Below are 16225 nucleotides of genomic sequence, written 5' to 3'. Positions count from 1 at the left end.
GTCCGGTGCCCCTACGCCCCGCCCGACGCCGTACGCTGACTTGCGTGAACACGTTCGAGCTGGGCACCGACGGCCCGCGGGTGATCCTCGCCGGCATCGACGGCTCGGAGACCTCCATGCGCGCCGCGGCCTACGCCTGGGGCCTCGCTCGCCGGCAGGGCTCGCACGTCGTCCTCGTCCACGTCACCAACCCCGGCACGATCAGCACGATGATGCCCGCCGCGTCGGCCTCGGTGATCGAGGCGGGGGAGCAGGTCGCCGCCGAGCTACGCGACCAGGTGGCACGCTTCGCCCAGGCCGCCCACTCGCGCGTCGACTACACCTTCCGCACCGAATACGGCGACGCCTCCGGCGTCCTCGCCAGAATCGCCGACGAGATCAGGGCGGACGCGGTCGTGGTGGGAGCCTCCACACAGGCCGGCCACCGCTTCATCGGCTCGGTCGCCCTCCGCCTGGTCCGCGCCGGCCGCTGGCCGGTCACCGTCGTCCCCTGACCCGCCCGGCACCCCGCGCGGCCGCGCCCTCAGCCGCGCACGTCCAGCGCCCGCAGGCCCTCCAGCACCCGCCGCAGCGTCGCCTCGTCCGGGCCGTCCTCCCGCACGCCCACCGGATGCCGCCGGACCCGCCGCGGCAGCCCCTCCACCGACCTCCCCACCGACCTCCCCGCCGACGTCCCCGCAGACGCCCCTGCCGGGACAGCCTCGGCCGTCCGCTCCCGCGGGTCCGTCGCCGGCACCCCCGCCGACCCCCTCGGGCGCATCCCCTCGACCGGGACGATGGCCAGCTCACACCACACGATCTTGCCCCGGTCCGGCGCCGGGTAGTGCCCCCAGCTCCGGGCCAGGCCGCCGACCAGCGCGAGCCCCCGGCCGCCCTCGCCCAGATCGCCCTCCACGTCGCCGCCCTCGTCACCGCGCTGCACCGGCTCACGGTCGCTGACGTCCCACACCTCGATGAACAGGCTGCGCCGCCCGGACGCCACCCGCACCCGCAGCGCCACCGTCCGCAGCGCCACCGGGAACATCGACGCGGCGACCGGCGGGTTGACCACGGCGTCCGTCGCCCGCACCGCGTTCGTCACCAGCTCCGAGACGACCAGCTCCGCCGTCTCGGCCAGATGCGCGAGCTCCCACCCCCGCAACTGGCACCGTACGAACGCGCGCGCCCGGCGCGGAGCGGTCGGAGCCGATCCGAACACCTCGAACGCGGTCCTGCGGCCCTCCTGAGAAGGAAAGGGAGAGGTCAGCATTCCGGTGGACGCGCCTGGACGGACCGGCCGGCGAGGACCGGGGCGGCCGGTCGGGGAAAACCCATGCCTCCGATCATCTGTCATGAACGGCTGCAAAGTGGCCGGCTTGACGGCATTCGCCGAGATTTCTCCTTCCCCTCACCCGCAAGTCACCGCCATACCTGACAGAAGATGACAGGAACACGCGGCACGCTGGACATATGAACGGACACGCGACCGGAACCTTCGACATCACCGGCTGGACCGAGCTGGCGACCGAGGAGAAAGAAGGCGCCACCTTCGGCCGCAACCACATCGCCAAAACCTTCGAGGGCGACCTCGTCGGCACCAGCACCACCGAAATCCTCACCGTCGTCACCCCCGGCGGCCCCGCCGCCTACGTCGGCGTCGAACACTTCGAAGGAACCCTCCACGGACGCAAAGGCACCTTCGTACTCCAGCACAGCGCGGGCAGCCACGACGGCGAGCAGTGGATGAAATGGCAGATCGTCCCCACCAGCGGCACCGGCGAACTGGCCGGCCTCACCGGTGAGGGCACGATCCGCGTGGAGGACGGCCACCACTACCTCCTCGACTACACCCTGCCCGACGCCTAACCCGCCCCCATCCGGGTAGCCGGCAGTCCATGGTGAAATCCGCTGACCGGCGGTCCACGGACGAGCCCGCCACCGCCGCTACCGCCACCCCCCGCACCACGGCGCCCCGCGTCGCCGTCATCGCCCACCGCAAGAAGACCATCGGCGGGGGACTCGACGAGCTCCGCAAACTCATCACCGGATACGACGTCGCCGACCTGCTCTGGTACGAGGTCCCCAAGAGCAAGAAGGCCCCCAAGAAAGTCCGCCAGGCCCTCAAGGACGGCGCGGACCTCTTCTTCCTCTGGGGCGGCGACGGCACCGTCCAACGCTGCGTCGACGCCCTCGCCGGAAGCGACGCCACCGTCGCCGTGATCCCCGCAGGGACCGCCAACCTGCTCGCCCGCAACCTCGGCATCCCCGAGGACCTGCCCGAAGCCGTACGGATCGGCTTCGAGGGCCGCCGCGCCACCATGGACCTCGGCAAGATCAACGGCGAGCACTTCGCGGTCATGGCCGGCGTCGGCTTCGACGCCGAAATGATCGCCGACGCCGACCGCGGCCTCAAGGACCGCCTCGGCCGCTTCGCCTACATCTGGACCGGGCTGCGCCACGTCGGCGGCGCCGTGACCCCCATGAAAATCAAGGTCGACGGCAACGACTGGTTCGAAGGCGACGCCAGCTGCGTCCTGGTCGGCAACGTCGGCACCGTCACCGGCGGCATCGACGTCTTCGAAGACGCCCGCTTCGACGACGGCTGGCTCGAAGTCGGCGTCTCCACCGCCGAAGGCCCCATCCAATGGGCCCGCGCCCTCGGCCGCATGAGCGCCGGAAACGCCGAGAAGTCCCCCTTCGTCCGCATCACCCGCGCCAGGAAGGTGTCGGTCAAACTCCGCACCCCCATGGCGTACGAACTGGACGGGGGAGCCCGCGACCGGGTCGACCGCATCACGGTCAAAGTCGTGCCCCAGGCCATCACGGTCTGCCTGCCCGAGCCCCCCGCCTGACACCGGCGGCCCCGGTGGCCGAACTCTGATCCGGTTCAGGCCGCCGTCGACGTACAGGCCCGAACCGGTGATGAAGCCACTCTGCTCGGAGGCGAGGAACGCCACGACGGCGGCGATCTCCTCCTCCGGGCCGGGAGCGAGCCCCGACGTACCAGGGGTGTCGGTCGGGCCGGGCGCGGTGGTGTTCGCCTGCCCGGGGCCGGCCCGCCGGGTTGACCTTGACGCTGCGTCAACTTCTAGCATCCCGGCCATGTCGATCACTGTCCTTGACACCTACTCCGCCATGAGGCGGATCCTGCCCGCCCCGGCCGCCGACCGCGCCGACCTGCTGCGCTCGATGCTGGAGCCCATCCGAGGCATGTACCGCTACCAGCCCGGCGAGGTCGACCTGGTTGCCGTACACCGCGAAACGTCCGGATTCCCCATCGACCGCGACGAGGAGCGCTGCCTCGACGCGCTCGAAACCCTGGCGGCGGCCGGAGCCTGGGAGCGGATGCAACGCGCCTTCGACGACGCCCTCGACGTACTGCTGGAGGCGACGCCTGGGCTGGAGGCCCCGGACATCACCGTGCTGTTCGTCCTCGGCGATCCGGCCGACGAGCACTTCATGGGTCCCTGCCGAGGAATGACCGGGTTCGGCGGCATCTCGGGCCACATCACCATCACGCTCTGGCCCTTCCCCGAGAACGTGGAGCGACTGGAGGCCACCGCCGTGCACGAACTGCACCACAACCTGCGGTGGAGCCCGGGCGGGGTCGGGTGGGACCCGATGACCGTCACGGTGGGTGATCACATCGTCGGGGAGGGCCTGGCCGACGCCTTCGCCCGCCAGCTCTACGGCGACGAGCTCGGCTACGCCCGCATCGCCGTGCCGCACCTGCACGACGACGAGGTCTTCGCCAAGGTGCTCACCGGGCTCGACGTCACCGGTATGCAGAACTTCACCGCCTGGGTGCACGGCGACCCCAGCGCCGAGCGCTTCGGCCTCACCCCGGTCGGGCTGCCGATGGGCGCCGGGTACGCCGCGGGCAACCGCCTGGTCGACACCTACCTGGCGGCGACCGGGCAGACCGCCGCCCAGGCCCTGCACGCCGACAGCTCGGAGATCATCGCCGCCACGCTCCACCGAGGGTGACACCGCAACGATGGAGTGGACGATCCAGGAGCTCGCGGCGAGAGCCGGCATCACCAGCCGCACCCTTCGCCACTACGACCGCATCGGGCTTCTGGCCCCGTCCCGGGTCGGCGCGAACGGATACCGCTACTACGACCCCGCCGCGGTCGCCCGGCTACAGCGGATCCTGTTCATGCGCCGGCTCGGCATGGGCCTGCAGGCCATCTCCGAGGTCCTGGCCGACGAAGTGGACACATTCGACGGGCTCCGTGCCCACATCGCCGCCCTGGAAGAGGAACGGGACCGCATCGAACGGCAGATCCAGTCCGTGCGTCACACGATCGAGGCCCTGCAAGCGGGGGCGGAACCCCGGATGGACGTCATGCTGGCGGGCTTCAACGACCACTACCAGGACGACGTGATCTCGCGCTGGGGCGAGCGCGCGTTCCGGGTGAGCAACGACTGGTGGCACGGCAAGCCCCTTGACCAGCAGCGGGCCTGGAAGCGGGCCGCCGAGGACCTCGTCGCCGCATGGGTCGCCGCGGCGAAAGCCGGGGTCCGTCCGGCATCGGAACACGCTCAGGAACTGGCCGCCCGGCACGTCCGGTGGCTGAGCCGGATCCCGGGCACCCCCACGGCCGAGGGCGACCGGGATCGCGCGATCGAGATGGTGACGTGCCTGGGGGACATGTACGTCGACGACCCCCGCTTCGCCGGCATGTACGGCGACGTCCGGGCGGCGTCCCTGGTCCGCGACGCGCTGCGGACATACGCGCGGACCCGGATGTAGCCCGTGTGCTTCGTGGCAACGACCGGTTCGCGAGGCTGAGCGGAGTGCGGCACGGCGAGCGGCACCATCCCACAGCCCTGTACGCCTGCATCCCCGCACCACGAGGGTGCGGGGATGCAGCGCTGCTGGGCTTCAAGCTGCTGCCCTGGCTCAGGGCGAGCCCTCAGCCCGCTGTTCTGGGCTCACGTGAACCCCTACGGCCGGTTCCGGCTGGACATGGACACCCGGCTCGACTTCACCACGGTCTGAACGGGCTCTTCAGGCCGACGGGAGAGGGCCCAGGTCGCGGATGATCCCGGCCAGAGCCCGGATGGGCTCGCTCTCCGCCTCGCTGCGCCACACCAGCGCGTACGGCAGCGGCTCCAGGTCCCTGACCGGCAGGTAGGCGATGTCAGGCCGTGCCCAGTAGCGGCTGACGTGGGCGGGGAAGAGCACGACGAGTCCGTCCATGCTGGCGAGGGTCATGGCCTCTTCCGCGTCGCGGACCACGGGGCCGCGCTCGATCTGACGGCCCCGGTGGGTGAGGCGCGGAGCGTAGGCGTCAAACCAGTAACCGGGGCCGGTGTCGGCGTGCGGGTGCTGAAAGTCGGAGATCGTCTCCAGCGAGACCGACGCGCGCCCGACGAGCTGGTGGTCGGCGGCGACGGCCAGCACGCGCTGCTCGGCGAACACGACCGGCCCCACGGTGAGGTCGGGTTCGTCGACGGGCAGCCAGCTCACCAGGACGTCGATGTCCCCGCGCCGCAGCGCGGGAAAGGCTTCGCCCAGCTGTGCCTTGTGGATGCGCAGCTTCCATCGCGGGTGGCGGAGGCGGAAGACGTCCCAGTAGGGGCGTAGGTCGTAGGCGTTGAGGGGGAGCATGCCGACGCGCAGCGTGCCGGTGATGCCCTGACCGGCGAGCTGGGCGCGTTCCACGCTCTCCTTCAGCCCGGCATACAGCGGACGCAGGTCGTCCCGGAGCTGACGCCCCACCTGGGTCAGCCGGACCGTGCGGTTGTTGCGCTCGAACAGCGCAGCGCCGACCTGACGTTCCTGCTTCTGGATCGCCTGGGTGACCCGGGCGGGCGACAGGCACAGCCGGGCGGCGGTCCGACCGAAGTGCAACTCCTCGGCCAAGGTCAGGAAGATCTCGATGTCCCGCAGTTCCACGCCTGACCTGCTCCGTCCACTCCCACTGAAGGTGATCTTTCGGGGTTCGTCATTGTTCCGGGTGTTCACCGTACTTGATCCTCGATTCGTACGAATCGCCGCTGGTCGAGGGAGCACGTGGATGGACGTCCTTGTTTGCGGTGCCGGCGTCGCCGGGGCCGCCCTGGCGTACTGGCTGCGCCACCACGGCTTCACCCCGACGGTGGTGGAGCACGCGCCCGGACTGCGCGCGGGCGGCTACGCGACGGGCCTGCGCGGCGAGGCACTGGACGTGCTGGACCGGATGGCCCTGCTGGACCAGGTCCGAGCGCTGGACCTGCGCCTGGGCGGCGCGGCGATGGCGGACGAGAACGCCCTGCCGGTGGCGATCCGCCCCACCGACGTCGAGATCCTCAGGGACGACCTGGCCGGCCTGCTGTACCAGGCCACCCGGCGGGAGGTCGAGTACGTCTTCGACGACTCGGTCGCCACTCTGGAGCAGGCCGACGCCGACGTGCGGGTCACCTTCGACCGCGGCCGGCCGCGCCGCTTCGACCTGGTGGCCGGCGCTGACGGGCTGCTCTCGCGCACCCGCTCGCTGGCCTTCGGGCCGCAGGAGCGCTTCGTCCGGCACCTGGGCCTCTACACGGCGGTCTTCGGCCTACCCAGTCGGCTCGGCGCCGAGGCCGGCGGCCAGGTTCACCGCGTACCGGGCAAGGCGGCCGGGGTGCTCGCCACCCGCGACGGCGCCCGAGCCCGCGCGGTGTTGCACTTCGCCTCCGGGCCGCTGGCCTACGACCGCGACGACGCCGGGCAGCACAAGCGCATCGTGGCCGAGCGGTTCGCCGGCGAAGGCCGGCTGGTCCGGCGCCTGCTGGAGGAGATGTGGGAGGCGGAGGATCTGTTCTTCGAGGCGAACGCCCAGGTCGAGATGGACCGCTGGTTCTCCGGCCGGGTGGTGCTGGTCGGGGACGCCGGTTACTGCGCGGCGCCGGCCTCGGGTCGCGACGCCTCCCGGGCGTTGATCGGCGCCTACATCCTGGCGGGCGAACTGGCCGCCGGCGGCGGCCACGCGGAGGCGTTCGCCGCCTACGAGCGGGAAATGCGCGGCTTCGTCGCCGAGCATCAGCAGATGGGGCGAGAAGGCGCCGACCAGTTCTTCCTGGGCCCACCTCCGGAGAAGGAGCTCGGCCGCACGACGGTGGCCCGCCCCCACCTCGTACGGCTCAGGAACTACGCTTCCGGCTTCGCCGGGGAGCGGCCGTCACCTGGCCGGGCTGCCCGCTGACAGGCCCCTCCGCGAGAGGAACGCACGAACGCCGGATCGCAAGGAACCGGCGGACCATTCATGACGACAAGGACAAGATCATGACAACTGGCAGGAACGGCCTGTCCGAGCAGGGACTACGCAGGCTGCGTGAGGTGCTGACCCGGCACGTGGCGTCGGGCAGGATCCCCGGCCTCGTCGCCCTGGTGAGCCGCGGCGAGGAGACCCACGTCGAGGCGATCGGGACGATGCGGCACGACGGTGGCGCGCCGATGCGCCGGGACACGATCTTCCGGATGGCCTCCACATCGAAGCCCGTCTCGATCGCGGCGGCGATGGTGCTGCTGGACGAGTGCCGGCTGCGGCTGGACGACACGGTGGACGAGTGGCTGCCGGAGCTGGCCGACCGCCGAGTGCTGACGCGGCTCGACGCCGAGCTGGACGACACCGTGCCGGCGCGCCGGCCGATCACCGTCCGGGACGTGCTGACCTCCACCTTCGGCCTCGGCATGGACATGACCGCGCTGGGCACCCCGATCCTGAACGCCATCTTCGAGCGCGGCCTGACCCCGAACCTGCCGACCGAGGTGCCGGAGCAGGACGAGTGGATGCGCCGCCTGGGCGAGCTGCCGCTGATGCACCAGCCCGGCGAGCAGTGGCAGTACCAGCTCAGCAGTGACCTGGTCGGCGTGCTCGTCTCCCGGGTCACCGGCCAGAGCTTCGAGGACTTCCTGCGCGAGCGCATCTTCGAGCCCCTGGGGATGAGCGACACCGGCTTCCACGTGCCCGCCGACCGGCTCGACCGGCTGCCCACCCTGTACGCCCCCGACCCCGCCACGGGCGAGTTCCTCGCCTGGGACGAGCCCGAGAACGGTCGTTGGAGCAAGCCGCCGGCGTTCCAGGGCGGCGGTGGCGGCCTGGTGTCGACCGCCGACGACTACCACGCCTACTTCCGGATGCTGCTCAACGGCGGAACCCACAACGGCCGCCGCGTCCTGTCCCGCGCCGCGGTGGAGCTGATGACCACCAACCGGCTCACCTCCGAGCAGAACGCCGCCCGCACCGCCCTGGCCACCAGCGCCGTGCACATCTCCTTCGGCCAGGGCCAGCAGGGCGGCTGGGGCATCGGCATGGCGGTGCGCACCTACCGCGGCGACTACGCGCCGATCGGCCAGTTCGGCTGGGACGGCGGCAGCGGCACCTCCGCCTACGCCGACCCGGCCAACCAGCTCACCGGCATCCTGCTCTGCCAGCTCGGCTACACCGTCCCGAATCCGGCCCACCTTATGGCCGACTTCTGGACCACCGTCTACCAGGCCATCGACGACTGATGCAAGGAGTGAATGTCATGCGTGTGTGGTTCATCACCGGTGCGTCCAGGGGGCTGGGCAGAGCGTTCGCGGAGGCGGCGCTGGAGCGAGGAGATCGCGTCGTGGCCGCGGCCCGCGACATGGCGCCGCTGGCGGCCCTGCGGGCCCGCCACCCCGACACCCTGGCGTGCCTCCCGCTCGACGTCTCCGACCGCGCCGCGGTGCACGAGGGCGTGGAACGGGCGGTTGCCGCGTTCGGCAAGCTCGACATCGTGGTCAACAACGCCGGCGCGATGTTGTACGGCATGGTCGAAGAGGCCACGGAGCTCCAGATCAGAGCCCACTTCGACGTCAACGTCCTGGGCCAGATCTGGGTCACCCAGGCCGTGCTGCCCCACCTGCGCGCCCAGGGCTCGGGCCACATCCTCTTGGTGACGACGATGGGCACGGGCGGCGGGATGGCCTCGGCCGGCCTGTACGCGGCGGGAAAGTCCGCGATCGACTCCCTCGGCCAGGCGCTGGCCATGGAGGTCGAGCCCTTCGGCGTCAAGGTCACCATCGTCCAGCCGGGCGGCTACGACACCGGCCTGTTCACGACCGGCACGACAGCCACCACGCCCAGCCCGGCGTACGAGCCGCTGCGGGCGAAGCTCGCCGAGATGTGGGGCGACGAAACGGGGCCCGACCCGAGCACGGCCGCGCCGGTCGTCATGCAACTCGTGGACCTGCCCCGCCCGCCCCTGCGGCTGATCGTCGGCAGCCAGTCCTTCGACCTGGTCCAGCAGATGAACCAGGCAAGGACCGAGGAATACCGCGCCTGGGAGCATCTCAGCCGCCTGGCTCCCGGCTGACACCTCCGTCCCGACATGATTGAGAGATCATCGATGATGAAGCACCACGATGCCACCCAGCCCGCGGAAGAAGAGCGGCCGTCGGACAATGCCGACGTGATCATCGTGGGGGCCGGCCCGACCGGTCTCATGCTGGCCGCCGAACTACGCCTGGCCGGAGTGCGGCCCCTGGTCCTGGAACGGCAGCCGCGACCCCGCGACACCCCCAAAGCCGGCGGCCTGGGCGGCCAGATCCTGGACCTGCTGCGCCACCGAGGCTTGCTGGACCGTTTCGAAGCGGCCTGCACCGGCCCGATGCCCGCCCCCCGGTTCCCGTTCGGCGGGGTGCACCTGGACTTCACCCGGATGCCGGATCCCCCGATGCACGCCCTGCCGCTGCCGCAGCAACTGCTGGAGCGGCTGCTCGGCGAACGCGCCGGCGAACTCGGCGTGGACCTCCGCCGCGGGCACGAAGTGATCGAGGTGAGCCAGGACGACGACGCGGTGACCGTGGACGTGCGCGGCCCGGACGGACCGTACCGGACGAGCAGCCGGTACCTCGTCGCATGTGACGGCGCGCGCAGCGGCATCCGCGACAAGGCCGGCATCCCGTTCCCCGGCACCACCTATCCCGAGGTCAACCGGCTGGCCCAGGTCACCCTGCCCGACACGGTCACCGTTCTCGGCAACGGCGATCTCGACGTTCCCGGCTTCGGCACCATCCGCGCCGGATTCACCCGCACCGGCCAGGGCCTGCTCGGCGTCGGCTCCTCACCCGGCACCCGGTCCGTCTCCCTCTACACCATCGAGGACGAGACCACCGAATACGACGACGACGTCCCGATGACCCTCACCGAACTGCAGGACAGCATCCACCGCGTGCTCGGCGTCCACCTGCCGCTGGCCGGATCGACCCGCCTGTCGCGCTTCACCTTCAAGGCCCGTCAGGCCGAGCGCTACCGCGAGGGCCGCATCTTCCTGGCCGGTGACGCGGCGCACCTGTTCCCCGCCACCGGAGTGGCGCTCAACGCCGGCATGCTGGACGCGGTCAACCTGGCCTGGAAGCTCGCCGCCGACCTGCACGGCACGGCCCCGGCTGGCCTGCTGGACACCTACCACACCGAACGCCATCTCGCCGGCGCCCGCACCATGCTGCACACCCGAGCGCAGGTGGCCCTGCGCCGCGGGCACGACGCAGCCGCCGAAGCGCTCCGGGAGATCTTCACCGAACTGCTCACCGACGAGCAGCCGCTGCGCCGCATGGGAGCCCTCGTCGCCGGCACCGACATCCGCTACCCGATGCCCGGCACCGGACATCATCCGCTGGCCGGCACCTTCGCCCCCGACCTCACCCTGCACACCGATGAAGGCGTCGTCAGCGTGGCCGAGCTCATGCGCACCGCCCGGCCCGTCCTGCTCGACCTGGCCGACCGCCCAGAGCTCCGCCAGGCCGCCTGGGAATGGCGGCATCTCCTCGATGTCCACACTGCCAAGACCGCCGACCGGCAGGCCGACGCCCTGCTGATCCGCCCGGACGGCCATCTCGCCTGGGCCGCCGGCCTGGACGAACCTGCGGACACCGCCACGCCTTCGCTGCGTGCGGCACTCTCCGCATGGTTCGGAACGCCTTCGAACACCGGAGAGAGACATGACAAGTAGATTCACCGAGTTGACCATCGACTGCCACGACCCGGAGAGAGTCGCGGCCTTCTGGTGCGAGGTCCTGGACCTCAACGTGATCGACCGCAACGAAGGCAAGGTCGAAATCGGCTCCTGGGAGCCGACCATCGAGCAGGTGCTCACCCGCCAGATGCCGCCCACCCTGCAGTTCATCCAGGTGCCCGAGGGCAAGACCGTGAAAAACCGGCTCCACCTCGACGTCAGCCCGATCGACGGCAGCACCGACGACGAGGTGACCAGACTGCTCGGTCTCGGCGCCGTCAAGAGAGATGTGGGCCAAGGCCCAGACCGAAGCTGGGTGGTCATGGCCGACCCCGAGGGCAACGAGTTCTGCGTCGTGCGCACCCTGGCGGTGACGCACCACAGTTAGCGTCCCTGTTCCTGCCACACATTCGTCGTGCTGAGATGCCCCGGGCCTCGTGATCTTGTCTCTTGGACATGGCCGGCGGCGATGTCGTCGGTTGGCTTGGTGTACAGGCTTCGCCTGGTACGACAACACGGATGGCCGGCCGTGCTGGCGAACCTCAAGTCGCTGATCGACACGGGCGACGTCCTCCCGCAAGCGCCATGAGAGACGTCGCCCGCGCCCGCCTGAGACGGCACTCGCCACGCACGGCTTCGAACCGCGAGAAAAAGAGGGCGACCTGCTGGACGCCGCCACAGTGGCCGACCGCGGGGGAGTGAGTCTCGTCCCGGCTGCCGGACCGCGACAGCGGGTCGCGCTCGTGGGCACGGGCCTCGAGCGGCGGACAAAGCGGGGGAGAGGGGAGCGGTGACTGTGCGTGACCGGCCCCCGCAGGGCTCGCCGAGGGGCCGACCGGAGACGGATAGAACAAGGGGCCGTCCCGGTGGCAGCTGCGCCAGGCGTATCGAACCGGGCAAGGACGGACGCGGCCACGGCGGCCCTCGTCGTGGTTGTGTGGGCGAAGCATCCGTCCGCAGCAGGGAAAGCAGCCGCTGGGCCCGCGCTCGGTGCCGATGCCGGTGCACGCCGCACCCGCGGGCTGCGCTCGATGCCGCAGCGGCGTGAGCACCCCGATCCCGGCGGACGGGGAGGGCCTTCAAAGCACTACTTGACATAATGTTCATTATCGAGCATTGCCGGAAGGGGGTGCCAGGGCAGGAGAAGGCGGGGTAACCCGGCCAATTGGCCTCCCGGGCGCCGTGAGCCGAGTCCACGCCGCACGCGGCCCGGCGATCGTCGACCGGGTCCTCGGACTCGACCGGCGAACTCTCGCACCGGCGCGGCGGCGACGACGGCCGCGCCGTGTACGCGGCGGCGGCCGGACCGTTCCGGCAGCGCCGGGACGCGCGGGCTCCGATGGCCCTGCCGGCCTTCAGGGCCGCCGGAGCCCGGCCGGCCCGCCACTCACCCGCGCGCCATAGGCGCAGCGCCCGCCGCGCCGACGACATCCGGAACCCGCGATTGCATCGTCACCGCGGCCCCGAGCACCCCGCCCGCAAGATGGCTGCGATCCGCTGCGAGGCCTCGCCCATCGGACAGAAACCCCCGCTCTCCGCCATACCGGACAGAAGGTGAATTCTGTTTGGTATAGGCGGAAATGAACTATATCCGCCTAGAGTGTCCGGTCTGGGGGAACTCGGCCCCCCTGGCTCATCAAGGCGGCCCCCTCGGCGCCAGCCGTCGCGTCAAGTGACTCCAGATGCCGGCCCTGGCCCTATGGAGATCCCGAACTCGCCGGTGAGCTACCGGCGATCGGCTCCCCACTCCCCTGCTGGAGCTCGCGCAACGTCATGATCATCGATCGCGGACGCTGCCGGTGCTGCCCCATCTGCAGCGGCAGCGCCTGCTGCCAGCGGAGTCGGAGTCCGCTTCATCACGAGAAGATCGCGATCAGCAGGAAGCCTCGCCCAGGAACTGCCGCGCGCCACGTAGCGTGGTCCGGAGCCGCCGCTGGGTCATGTCGCATTCCAGACGCACATCGAGCGGTCCGGGTATACCGCTGTCCGCCCGCCGGCCTGATGGCAGACCACTTTCGTCGAGGCCGTCACGCCGGGCGATGAGCACTCCCAGCTCGTATCGGCTCACCGCGTCGGCCCCCGCGACGTGATGGACTCCGTGATGCCCGGACACGGCGAGTTCGAGGAGCGCGGCGGCGAGATCGGCGACGTGCACGGGACACCGCACGTCGTCGGTGAACAGCACTCCCCTCGCCCCGCCGGCCAGTGAACGCACCAGCGCCTCGTGCGGGGAGTCACCGTCGCCGATGATGAGGGACGTCCGGGCTATGACCGCCGACGGCGCGATCGCGGCCACCGCCGTCTCTGCGGCGGCCTTGGCCGCGCCGTACGGAGTGATCGGGTCGGGAACACAGGTCTCGTCATAGCGGATCGCGGCACCGGAGAAGACCGCGTCGCTCGACACATGGACCAGACGCCCGCCAGCCGCACAGGCAGCGAGAGCCACGTTCACGGCTCCAATCGCGGTGGGCGCCCAATCCGTCTGCCGGAACGCGGCGTTGACGACCACATCAGGCCGGAATGCGCTGATCAGCGCGTCGACGGCCTCTTTCCGGCGCACATCGAGCGGCAACCACTCAATGCCGGCGGTCTCTCCTGATCGGGTGAGGTAGGTCGCGGCCACCTCATGTCCGGACGCCAGACACCGCCGAGCGAGTTCGCTGCCGAGAAATCCACTGCCACCGACGATGAGGAATCTCATGGCCGGTCACCCTAGTTGAGCAATGACTCGGCGCCCCGTCGGCGGGCGACGCGATTCGGCGGTTCCCGCGATTCCCTGCGGGCCCGTGGCGTCACACCTGGCGGAAGCGGCACGCGTGGTCCCCCGGCGCCAGGGCCGGACAGATCGATCACGTGCGGCCGCCCGGCGAGAGCGGCATCCGCAGGACGAAGCACGCTCCACCCCATGCGCATCCCTCGACGTGGAGGCTGCCGTGGTGGGCGGAGGCGATGCCGCGAGCGACGGCCAGGCCGAGGCCGGCGCCTCCCCTGTCCCGGCTGCGGGCGGCGTCCAACCGCACGAAGCGGTGAAAGATCCGCTCGCGGTCGGCCGGGGGAATGCCCTCTCCGTCGTCGGCGATTGACAGCTCGGCGCGGTCCCCCGCGCGACGCAGGCCGATCCTTATCGTGCGGACGGCGTGCCGCCGGGCGTTGTCGAGCAGGTTGCCCAGCATCCGGATGATCTGCTCGGGATCACCGTCGACGTTCACTTCGGGGTCGAGCCGGAGGTGGATGTGGTGCCCGTCGATTTGCCGGGCGGCCTCTGCCCGGACCAGCGCCGTGAGGTTCACCTGTTCCACTCTCCGGGGGGCGGTCCCCAGGCGGGTCAGGAGGAGCAGGTCGGTGACGATGCCCTGCACCCGGTCGAGGTCATGCAACGTGTGGCCGAGGAGATCGTCCAGATCGGTCTCGCGCGGATGCAACTGCGCATCCTCCAACCGCATGCGCAGTGCGGCGATGGGAGTGCACAGCTCATGAGAGGCGTCCGCGGCGAACTGCCGCTGCCGTTTGCGCGCGCGTTCGGCGCGATCGCAGGCCTCGCGCAGCCGTTCCAGCGTCGTGTTGACGGCCCGGGCCAGCTGGGCGGCCTCCCCGTTCCCGTCTGTCTCGGAGACCCGGGTGTTCACGCCCGCGAGGTTGATGGCGTCCAGTTCGAGGCGGATGGACGCCACCGCTCGCAGGGATCTGTCCCGTACTCGCCGGGCCTTCAGGGTCGCCGGGACGGTCAGGAGGACGTCGGCGACCCGCCCGGCGGGGATTTTGCGTAGGCAGGCGGCGAGTGCCCGTACGGGCCCGTTGCCGCCGCGAAAGGTCATCGTCATGACCGCGCTCCTGCTCAGCGCTGGCCGTGTTGTCGGGGAGTCGAGTTCGGGGCCTGCGGATGCGGGCCGTCGAGCGCGGTTTCGCCCGGCGTGCTGCCAGCCGTCCCCCACGCCGGCGTGGCCGTGACCGCGTCGGCGCCCGCGGGATGATCCCGACGGAGGACTGGACGATTTCGTCCAGTTTGTTGGGTAATGTCGGAATTGTCAAGCGTGTCGGTGGCGCGACTCCAGGGAAGAACGGCCCCTCGTGATCGCCCTCGACATGATGCCGGACAACGCGAAGGCCCAGGTCGGGGACCTCTATCGCCGGTTTGACACAATCAGACAACTAACCGCAAAGTGGACGATATCGTCCAAATCGGCCACGGTGCTTCAAACCGGGTGCGACAGAAGAGCGTTGAGGCCGATGTCGTTCCTGCGATCGATGCGGGCGCCGTCTGAACGAAGGCCGACGCGAAGACCTCGGCGGCACCGGACTCGAGGATTCGCACGCTGGAGGAGGTCGCGGTTCTCATGTGCGACGATTACGCGCCTGGAGGGTCTGAGCACGAGGACATGCTCGGGGCCGAATGGGAGAGGCACCGGCCCGCGGTTTTCGGCGTGGCCTACCGGCTGCTGGGCAGTGTGGCCGATGCCGAGGACGTGACCCAGGACGTGTGGCTGCGGGCGGCCGGAACAGATCTGCAGGACATCGATGATCTGCGGGCCTGGCTGGTGACGGTGTCCGCGCGGCGGTCGTACGACATGCTCAAAAGCGCCCGTTTCCGCCGGGAGACCTACATCGGGCCGTGGCTGCCGGAACCGCTGCTGACGGGGCCGGACGCGTCGGAGCCGGTCCTCGTCGACGAGTCCGTCGGCTCGGCGATGCTCCTGATCATGGAGGAGTTGAGCCCGCCGGAGCGGGTGGCCTTCGTCCTGCACGATGTCTTCGGTCTCGAGTTCGTCCGGATCGCCGAAGTGCTGGCTGTCTCCGTGCCGGGTGCTCGGCAACTGGCCTCGCGGGCGCGGCGGCGGGTGGCCGACGCGAAGCAGTCTTCGCCGCAGGCGTCGAAGGCGGAGCGTGAACGCGTGCTGACCGCCTTTCGCGCCGCCTACGAGACCGGGGATCTGGCCGGCCTGGTCAGGCTGCTGCACCCCGAGGCCGTCTACATCACCGATGGCGGCGGCAAGGCCGCCGCCATGCGCAAGCCCGTCTCCGGTGGCGAACGCGTCGCCGGGGTGATGGTGCGCGTGGGCCGCCGGTGGCGTCCGGACCGCATCGACCTCGTCGAGGTCGGCGGCGAGCTCGCCCTGGTGTGCCAACGGGAGGGCCGTGTCTACTCCGTGGACACGTTTCAGATCACCGACGGTCTGATCAGCGCGTACCGCAGGGTCATCAACCCGGACAAGCTTTCTCACGTCTGAGCTGTCACACCCCGGGGGGTCACCTCGTCTCCCTGGTGAGAACCACTCGATGAGAACCACACGGGACA

Annotated in this window: 15 protein-coding genes and 1 pseudogene; 11 read left to right on the top strand and 5 right to left on the bottom strand. The window is 70.6% G+C overall.

The annotated features are described in order from the left end of the window. Positions 1-44: 44 nt before the first annotated feature. Positions 45-494 (top strand): universal stress protein, encoded by a 450-nt coding sequence (locus AAH991_RS16780; RefSeq protein WP_346226758.1) that lies wholly within the window; start codon positions 45-47, stop codon positions 492-494. A 29-nt stretch (positions 495-523) separates the two neighbouring features. Here AAH991_RS16780 and AAH991_RS16775 read toward each other — a convergent pair whose 3' ends face one another. After that, a complete protein-coding gene (locus AAH991_RS16775; protein ID WP_346226757.1) occupies positions 524-1249 on the bottom strand; it encodes an ATP-binding protein in 726 nt (241 codons plus the stop codon). A 200-nt stretch (positions 1250-1449) separates the two neighbouring features. Here AAH991_RS16775 and AAH991_RS16770 point away from each other — a divergent pair, with 200 nt between their 5' ends. Beyond that, a complete protein-coding gene (locus AAH991_RS16770; protein WP_346226756.1) occupies positions 1450-1845 on the top strand; it encodes a DUF3224 domain-containing protein in 396 nt (131 codons plus the stop codon). Between the two features lie 29 nt (positions 1846-1874). Continuing rightward, positions 1875-2831: a diacylglycerol/lipid kinase family protein gene (locus AAH991_RS16765; protein ID WP_346226755.1), complete on the top strand. Its 957-nt coding sequence runs from the start codon at positions 1875-1877 to the stop codon at positions 2829-2831. 45 nt (positions 2832-2876) lie between these two features. Here the strand turns inward: AAH991_RS16765 and AAH991_RS16760 are convergent. Further along, positions 2877-3074: pseudogene (locus AAH991_RS16760) on the bottom strand (short-chain dehydrogenase); the annotation flags it as partial. 7 nt (positions 3075-3081) lie between these two features. Here AAH991_RS16760 and AAH991_RS16755 point away from each other — a divergent pair. Continuing rightward, complete coding sequence (locus AAH991_RS16755) at positions 3082-3966, top strand: DUF2268 domain-containing putative Zn-dependent protease (protein ID WP_346226754.1); 885 nt, start codon at positions 3082-3084, stop codon at positions 3964-3966. A 10-nt stretch (positions 3967-3976) separates the two neighbouring features. Continuing rightward, the gene (locus AAH991_RS16750) at positions 3977-4735 is read left to right on the top strand and encodes a MerR family transcriptional regulator (RefSeq protein ID WP_346226753.1); all 759 of its coding nucleotides are present in this window, start codon (positions 3977-3979) and stop codon (positions 4733-4735) included. 258 nt (positions 4736-4993) lie between these two features. Here the strand turns inward: AAH991_RS16750 and AAH991_RS16745 are convergent, their stop codons facing one another. Next, positions 4994-5884: a LysR family transcriptional regulator gene (locus tag AAH991_RS16745; protein ID WP_346226752.1), complete on the bottom strand. Its 891-nt coding sequence runs from the start codon at positions 5882-5884 to the stop codon at positions 4994-4996. Between the two features lie 121 nt (positions 5885-6005). Here AAH991_RS16745 and AAH991_RS16740 point away from each other — a divergent pair, with 121 nt between their 5' ends. The 5 genes from AAH991_RS16740 (at position 6006) to AAH991_RS16720 (ending at position 11320) form a co-directional block, all read left to right on the top strand. After that, on the top strand, positions 6006-7151 hold the full coding sequence (locus AAH991_RS16740) for an FAD-dependent monooxygenase (RefSeq protein WP_346226751.1): 1146 nt from the start codon (positions 6006-6008) through the stop codon (positions 7149-7151). 80 nt (positions 7152-7231) lie between these two features. Then, positions 7232-8461: a serine hydrolase domain-containing protein gene (locus tag AAH991_RS16735; protein WP_346226750.1), complete on the top strand. Its 1230-nt coding sequence runs from the start codon at positions 7232-7234 to the stop codon at positions 8459-8461. Between the two features lie 17 nt (positions 8462-8478). Continuing rightward, positions 8479-9291: an SDR family NAD(P)-dependent oxidoreductase gene (locus AAH991_RS16730; protein WP_346226749.1), complete on the top strand. Its 813-nt coding sequence runs from the start codon at positions 8479-8481 to the stop codon at positions 9289-9291. 96 nt (positions 9292-9387) lie between these two features. After that, a complete protein-coding gene (locus AAH991_RS16725; RefSeq protein WP_346226748.1) occupies positions 9388-10929 on the top strand; it encodes an FAD-dependent monooxygenase in 1542 nt (513 codons plus the stop codon). Then, the gene (locus AAH991_RS16720; protein ID WP_346226747.1) at positions 10919-11320 is read left to right on the top strand and encodes a VOC family protein; all 402 of its coding nucleotides are present in this window, start codon (positions 10919-10921) and stop codon (positions 11318-11320) included. Before AAH991_RS16725 ends, AAH991_RS16720 begins: the two co-directional genes overlap by 11 nt. Before the next feature lie 1485 nt (positions 11321-12805). Here AAH991_RS16720 and AAH991_RS16715 read toward each other — a convergent pair. Then, positions 12806-13633, bottom strand: coding sequence for an SDR family oxidoreductase (locus AAH991_RS16715; protein WP_346226746.1), 828 nt, complete (start codon positions 13631-13633; stop codon positions 12806-12808). Between the two features lie 148 nt (positions 13634-13781). Further along, the gene (locus tag AAH991_RS16710) at positions 13782-14753 is read right to left on the bottom strand and encodes a sensor histidine kinase (RefSeq protein WP_346226745.1); all 972 of its coding nucleotides are present in this window, start codon (positions 14751-14753) and stop codon (positions 13782-13784) included. Positions 14754-15308: 555 nt separating this feature from the next. Here AAH991_RS16710 and sigJ point away from each other — a divergent pair. Next, complete coding sequence (gene sigJ / locus AAH991_RS16705) at positions 15309-16157, top strand: RNA polymerase sigma factor SigJ (protein WP_346226744.1); 849 nt, start codon at positions 15309-15311, stop codon at positions 16155-16157. Positions 16158-16225: the final 68 nt, after the last annotated feature.

Origin of the sequence: Microbispora sp. ZYX-F-249 (assembly GCF_039649665.1) — a bacterium.
Taxonomy (GTDB): Bacteria; Actinomycetota; Actinomycetes; order Streptosporangiales; family Streptosporangiaceae; genus Microbispora; species Microbispora maris.
The sequence above is the reverse complement of the archived record's forward strand: the minus strand, read 5'-3'. Positions and strand labels throughout refer to the sequence as shown.

What these genes read in the sequence shown, in the direction of transcription:
- AAH991_RS16775 (WP_346226757.1), bottom strand. Translation starts at nt 1,249, where the DNA reads ATGCTGACCTCTCCCTTTCCTTCTCAGGAGGGCCGCAGGACCGCGTTC.
- AAH991_RS16770 (WP_346226756.1), top strand. Translation starts at nt 1,450, where the DNA reads ATGAACGGACACGCGACCGGAACCTTCGACATCACCGGCTGGACCGAG.
- AAH991_RS16765 (WP_346226755.1), top strand. Translation starts at nt 1,875, where the DNA reads ATGGTGAAATCCGCTGACCGGCGGTCCACGGACGAGCCCGCCACCGCC.
- AAH991_RS16755 (WP_346226754.1), top strand. Translation starts at nt 3,082, where the DNA reads ATGTCGATCACTGTCCTTGACACCTACTCCGCCATGAGGCGGATCCTG.
- AAH991_RS16750 (WP_346226753.1), top strand. Translation starts at nt 3,977, where the DNA reads ATGGAGTGGACGATCCAGGAGCTCGCGGCGAGAGCCGGCATCACCAGC.
- AAH991_RS16740 (WP_346226751.1), top strand. Translation starts at nt 6,006, where the DNA reads ATGGACGTCCTTGTTTGCGGTGCCGGCGTCGCCGGGGCCGCCCTGGCG.
- AAH991_RS16735 (WP_346226750.1), top strand. Translation starts at nt 7,232, where the DNA reads ATGACAACTGGCAGGAACGGCCTGTCCGAGCAGGGACTACGCAGGCTG.
- AAH991_RS16730 (WP_346226749.1), top strand. Translation starts at nt 8,479, where the DNA reads ATGCGTGTGTGGTTCATCACCGGTGCGTCCAGGGGGCTGGGCAGAGCG.
- AAH991_RS16720 (WP_346226747.1), top strand. Translation starts at nt 10,919, where the DNA reads ATGACAAGTAGATTCACCGAGTTGACCATCGACTGCCACGACCCGGAG.
- AAH991_RS16715 (WP_346226746.1), bottom strand. Translation starts at nt 13,633, where the DNA reads ATGAGATTCCTCATCGTCGGTGGCAGTGGATTTCTCGGCAGCGAACTC.
- AAH991_RS16710 (WP_346226745.1), bottom strand. Translation starts at nt 14,753, where the DNA reads ATGACGATGACCTTTCGCGGCGGCAACGGGCCCGTACGGGCACTCGCC.
- sigJ (WP_346226744.1), top strand. Translation starts at nt 15,309, where the DNA reads ATGCTCGGGGCCGAATGGGAGAGGCACCGGCCCGCGGTTTTCGGCGTG.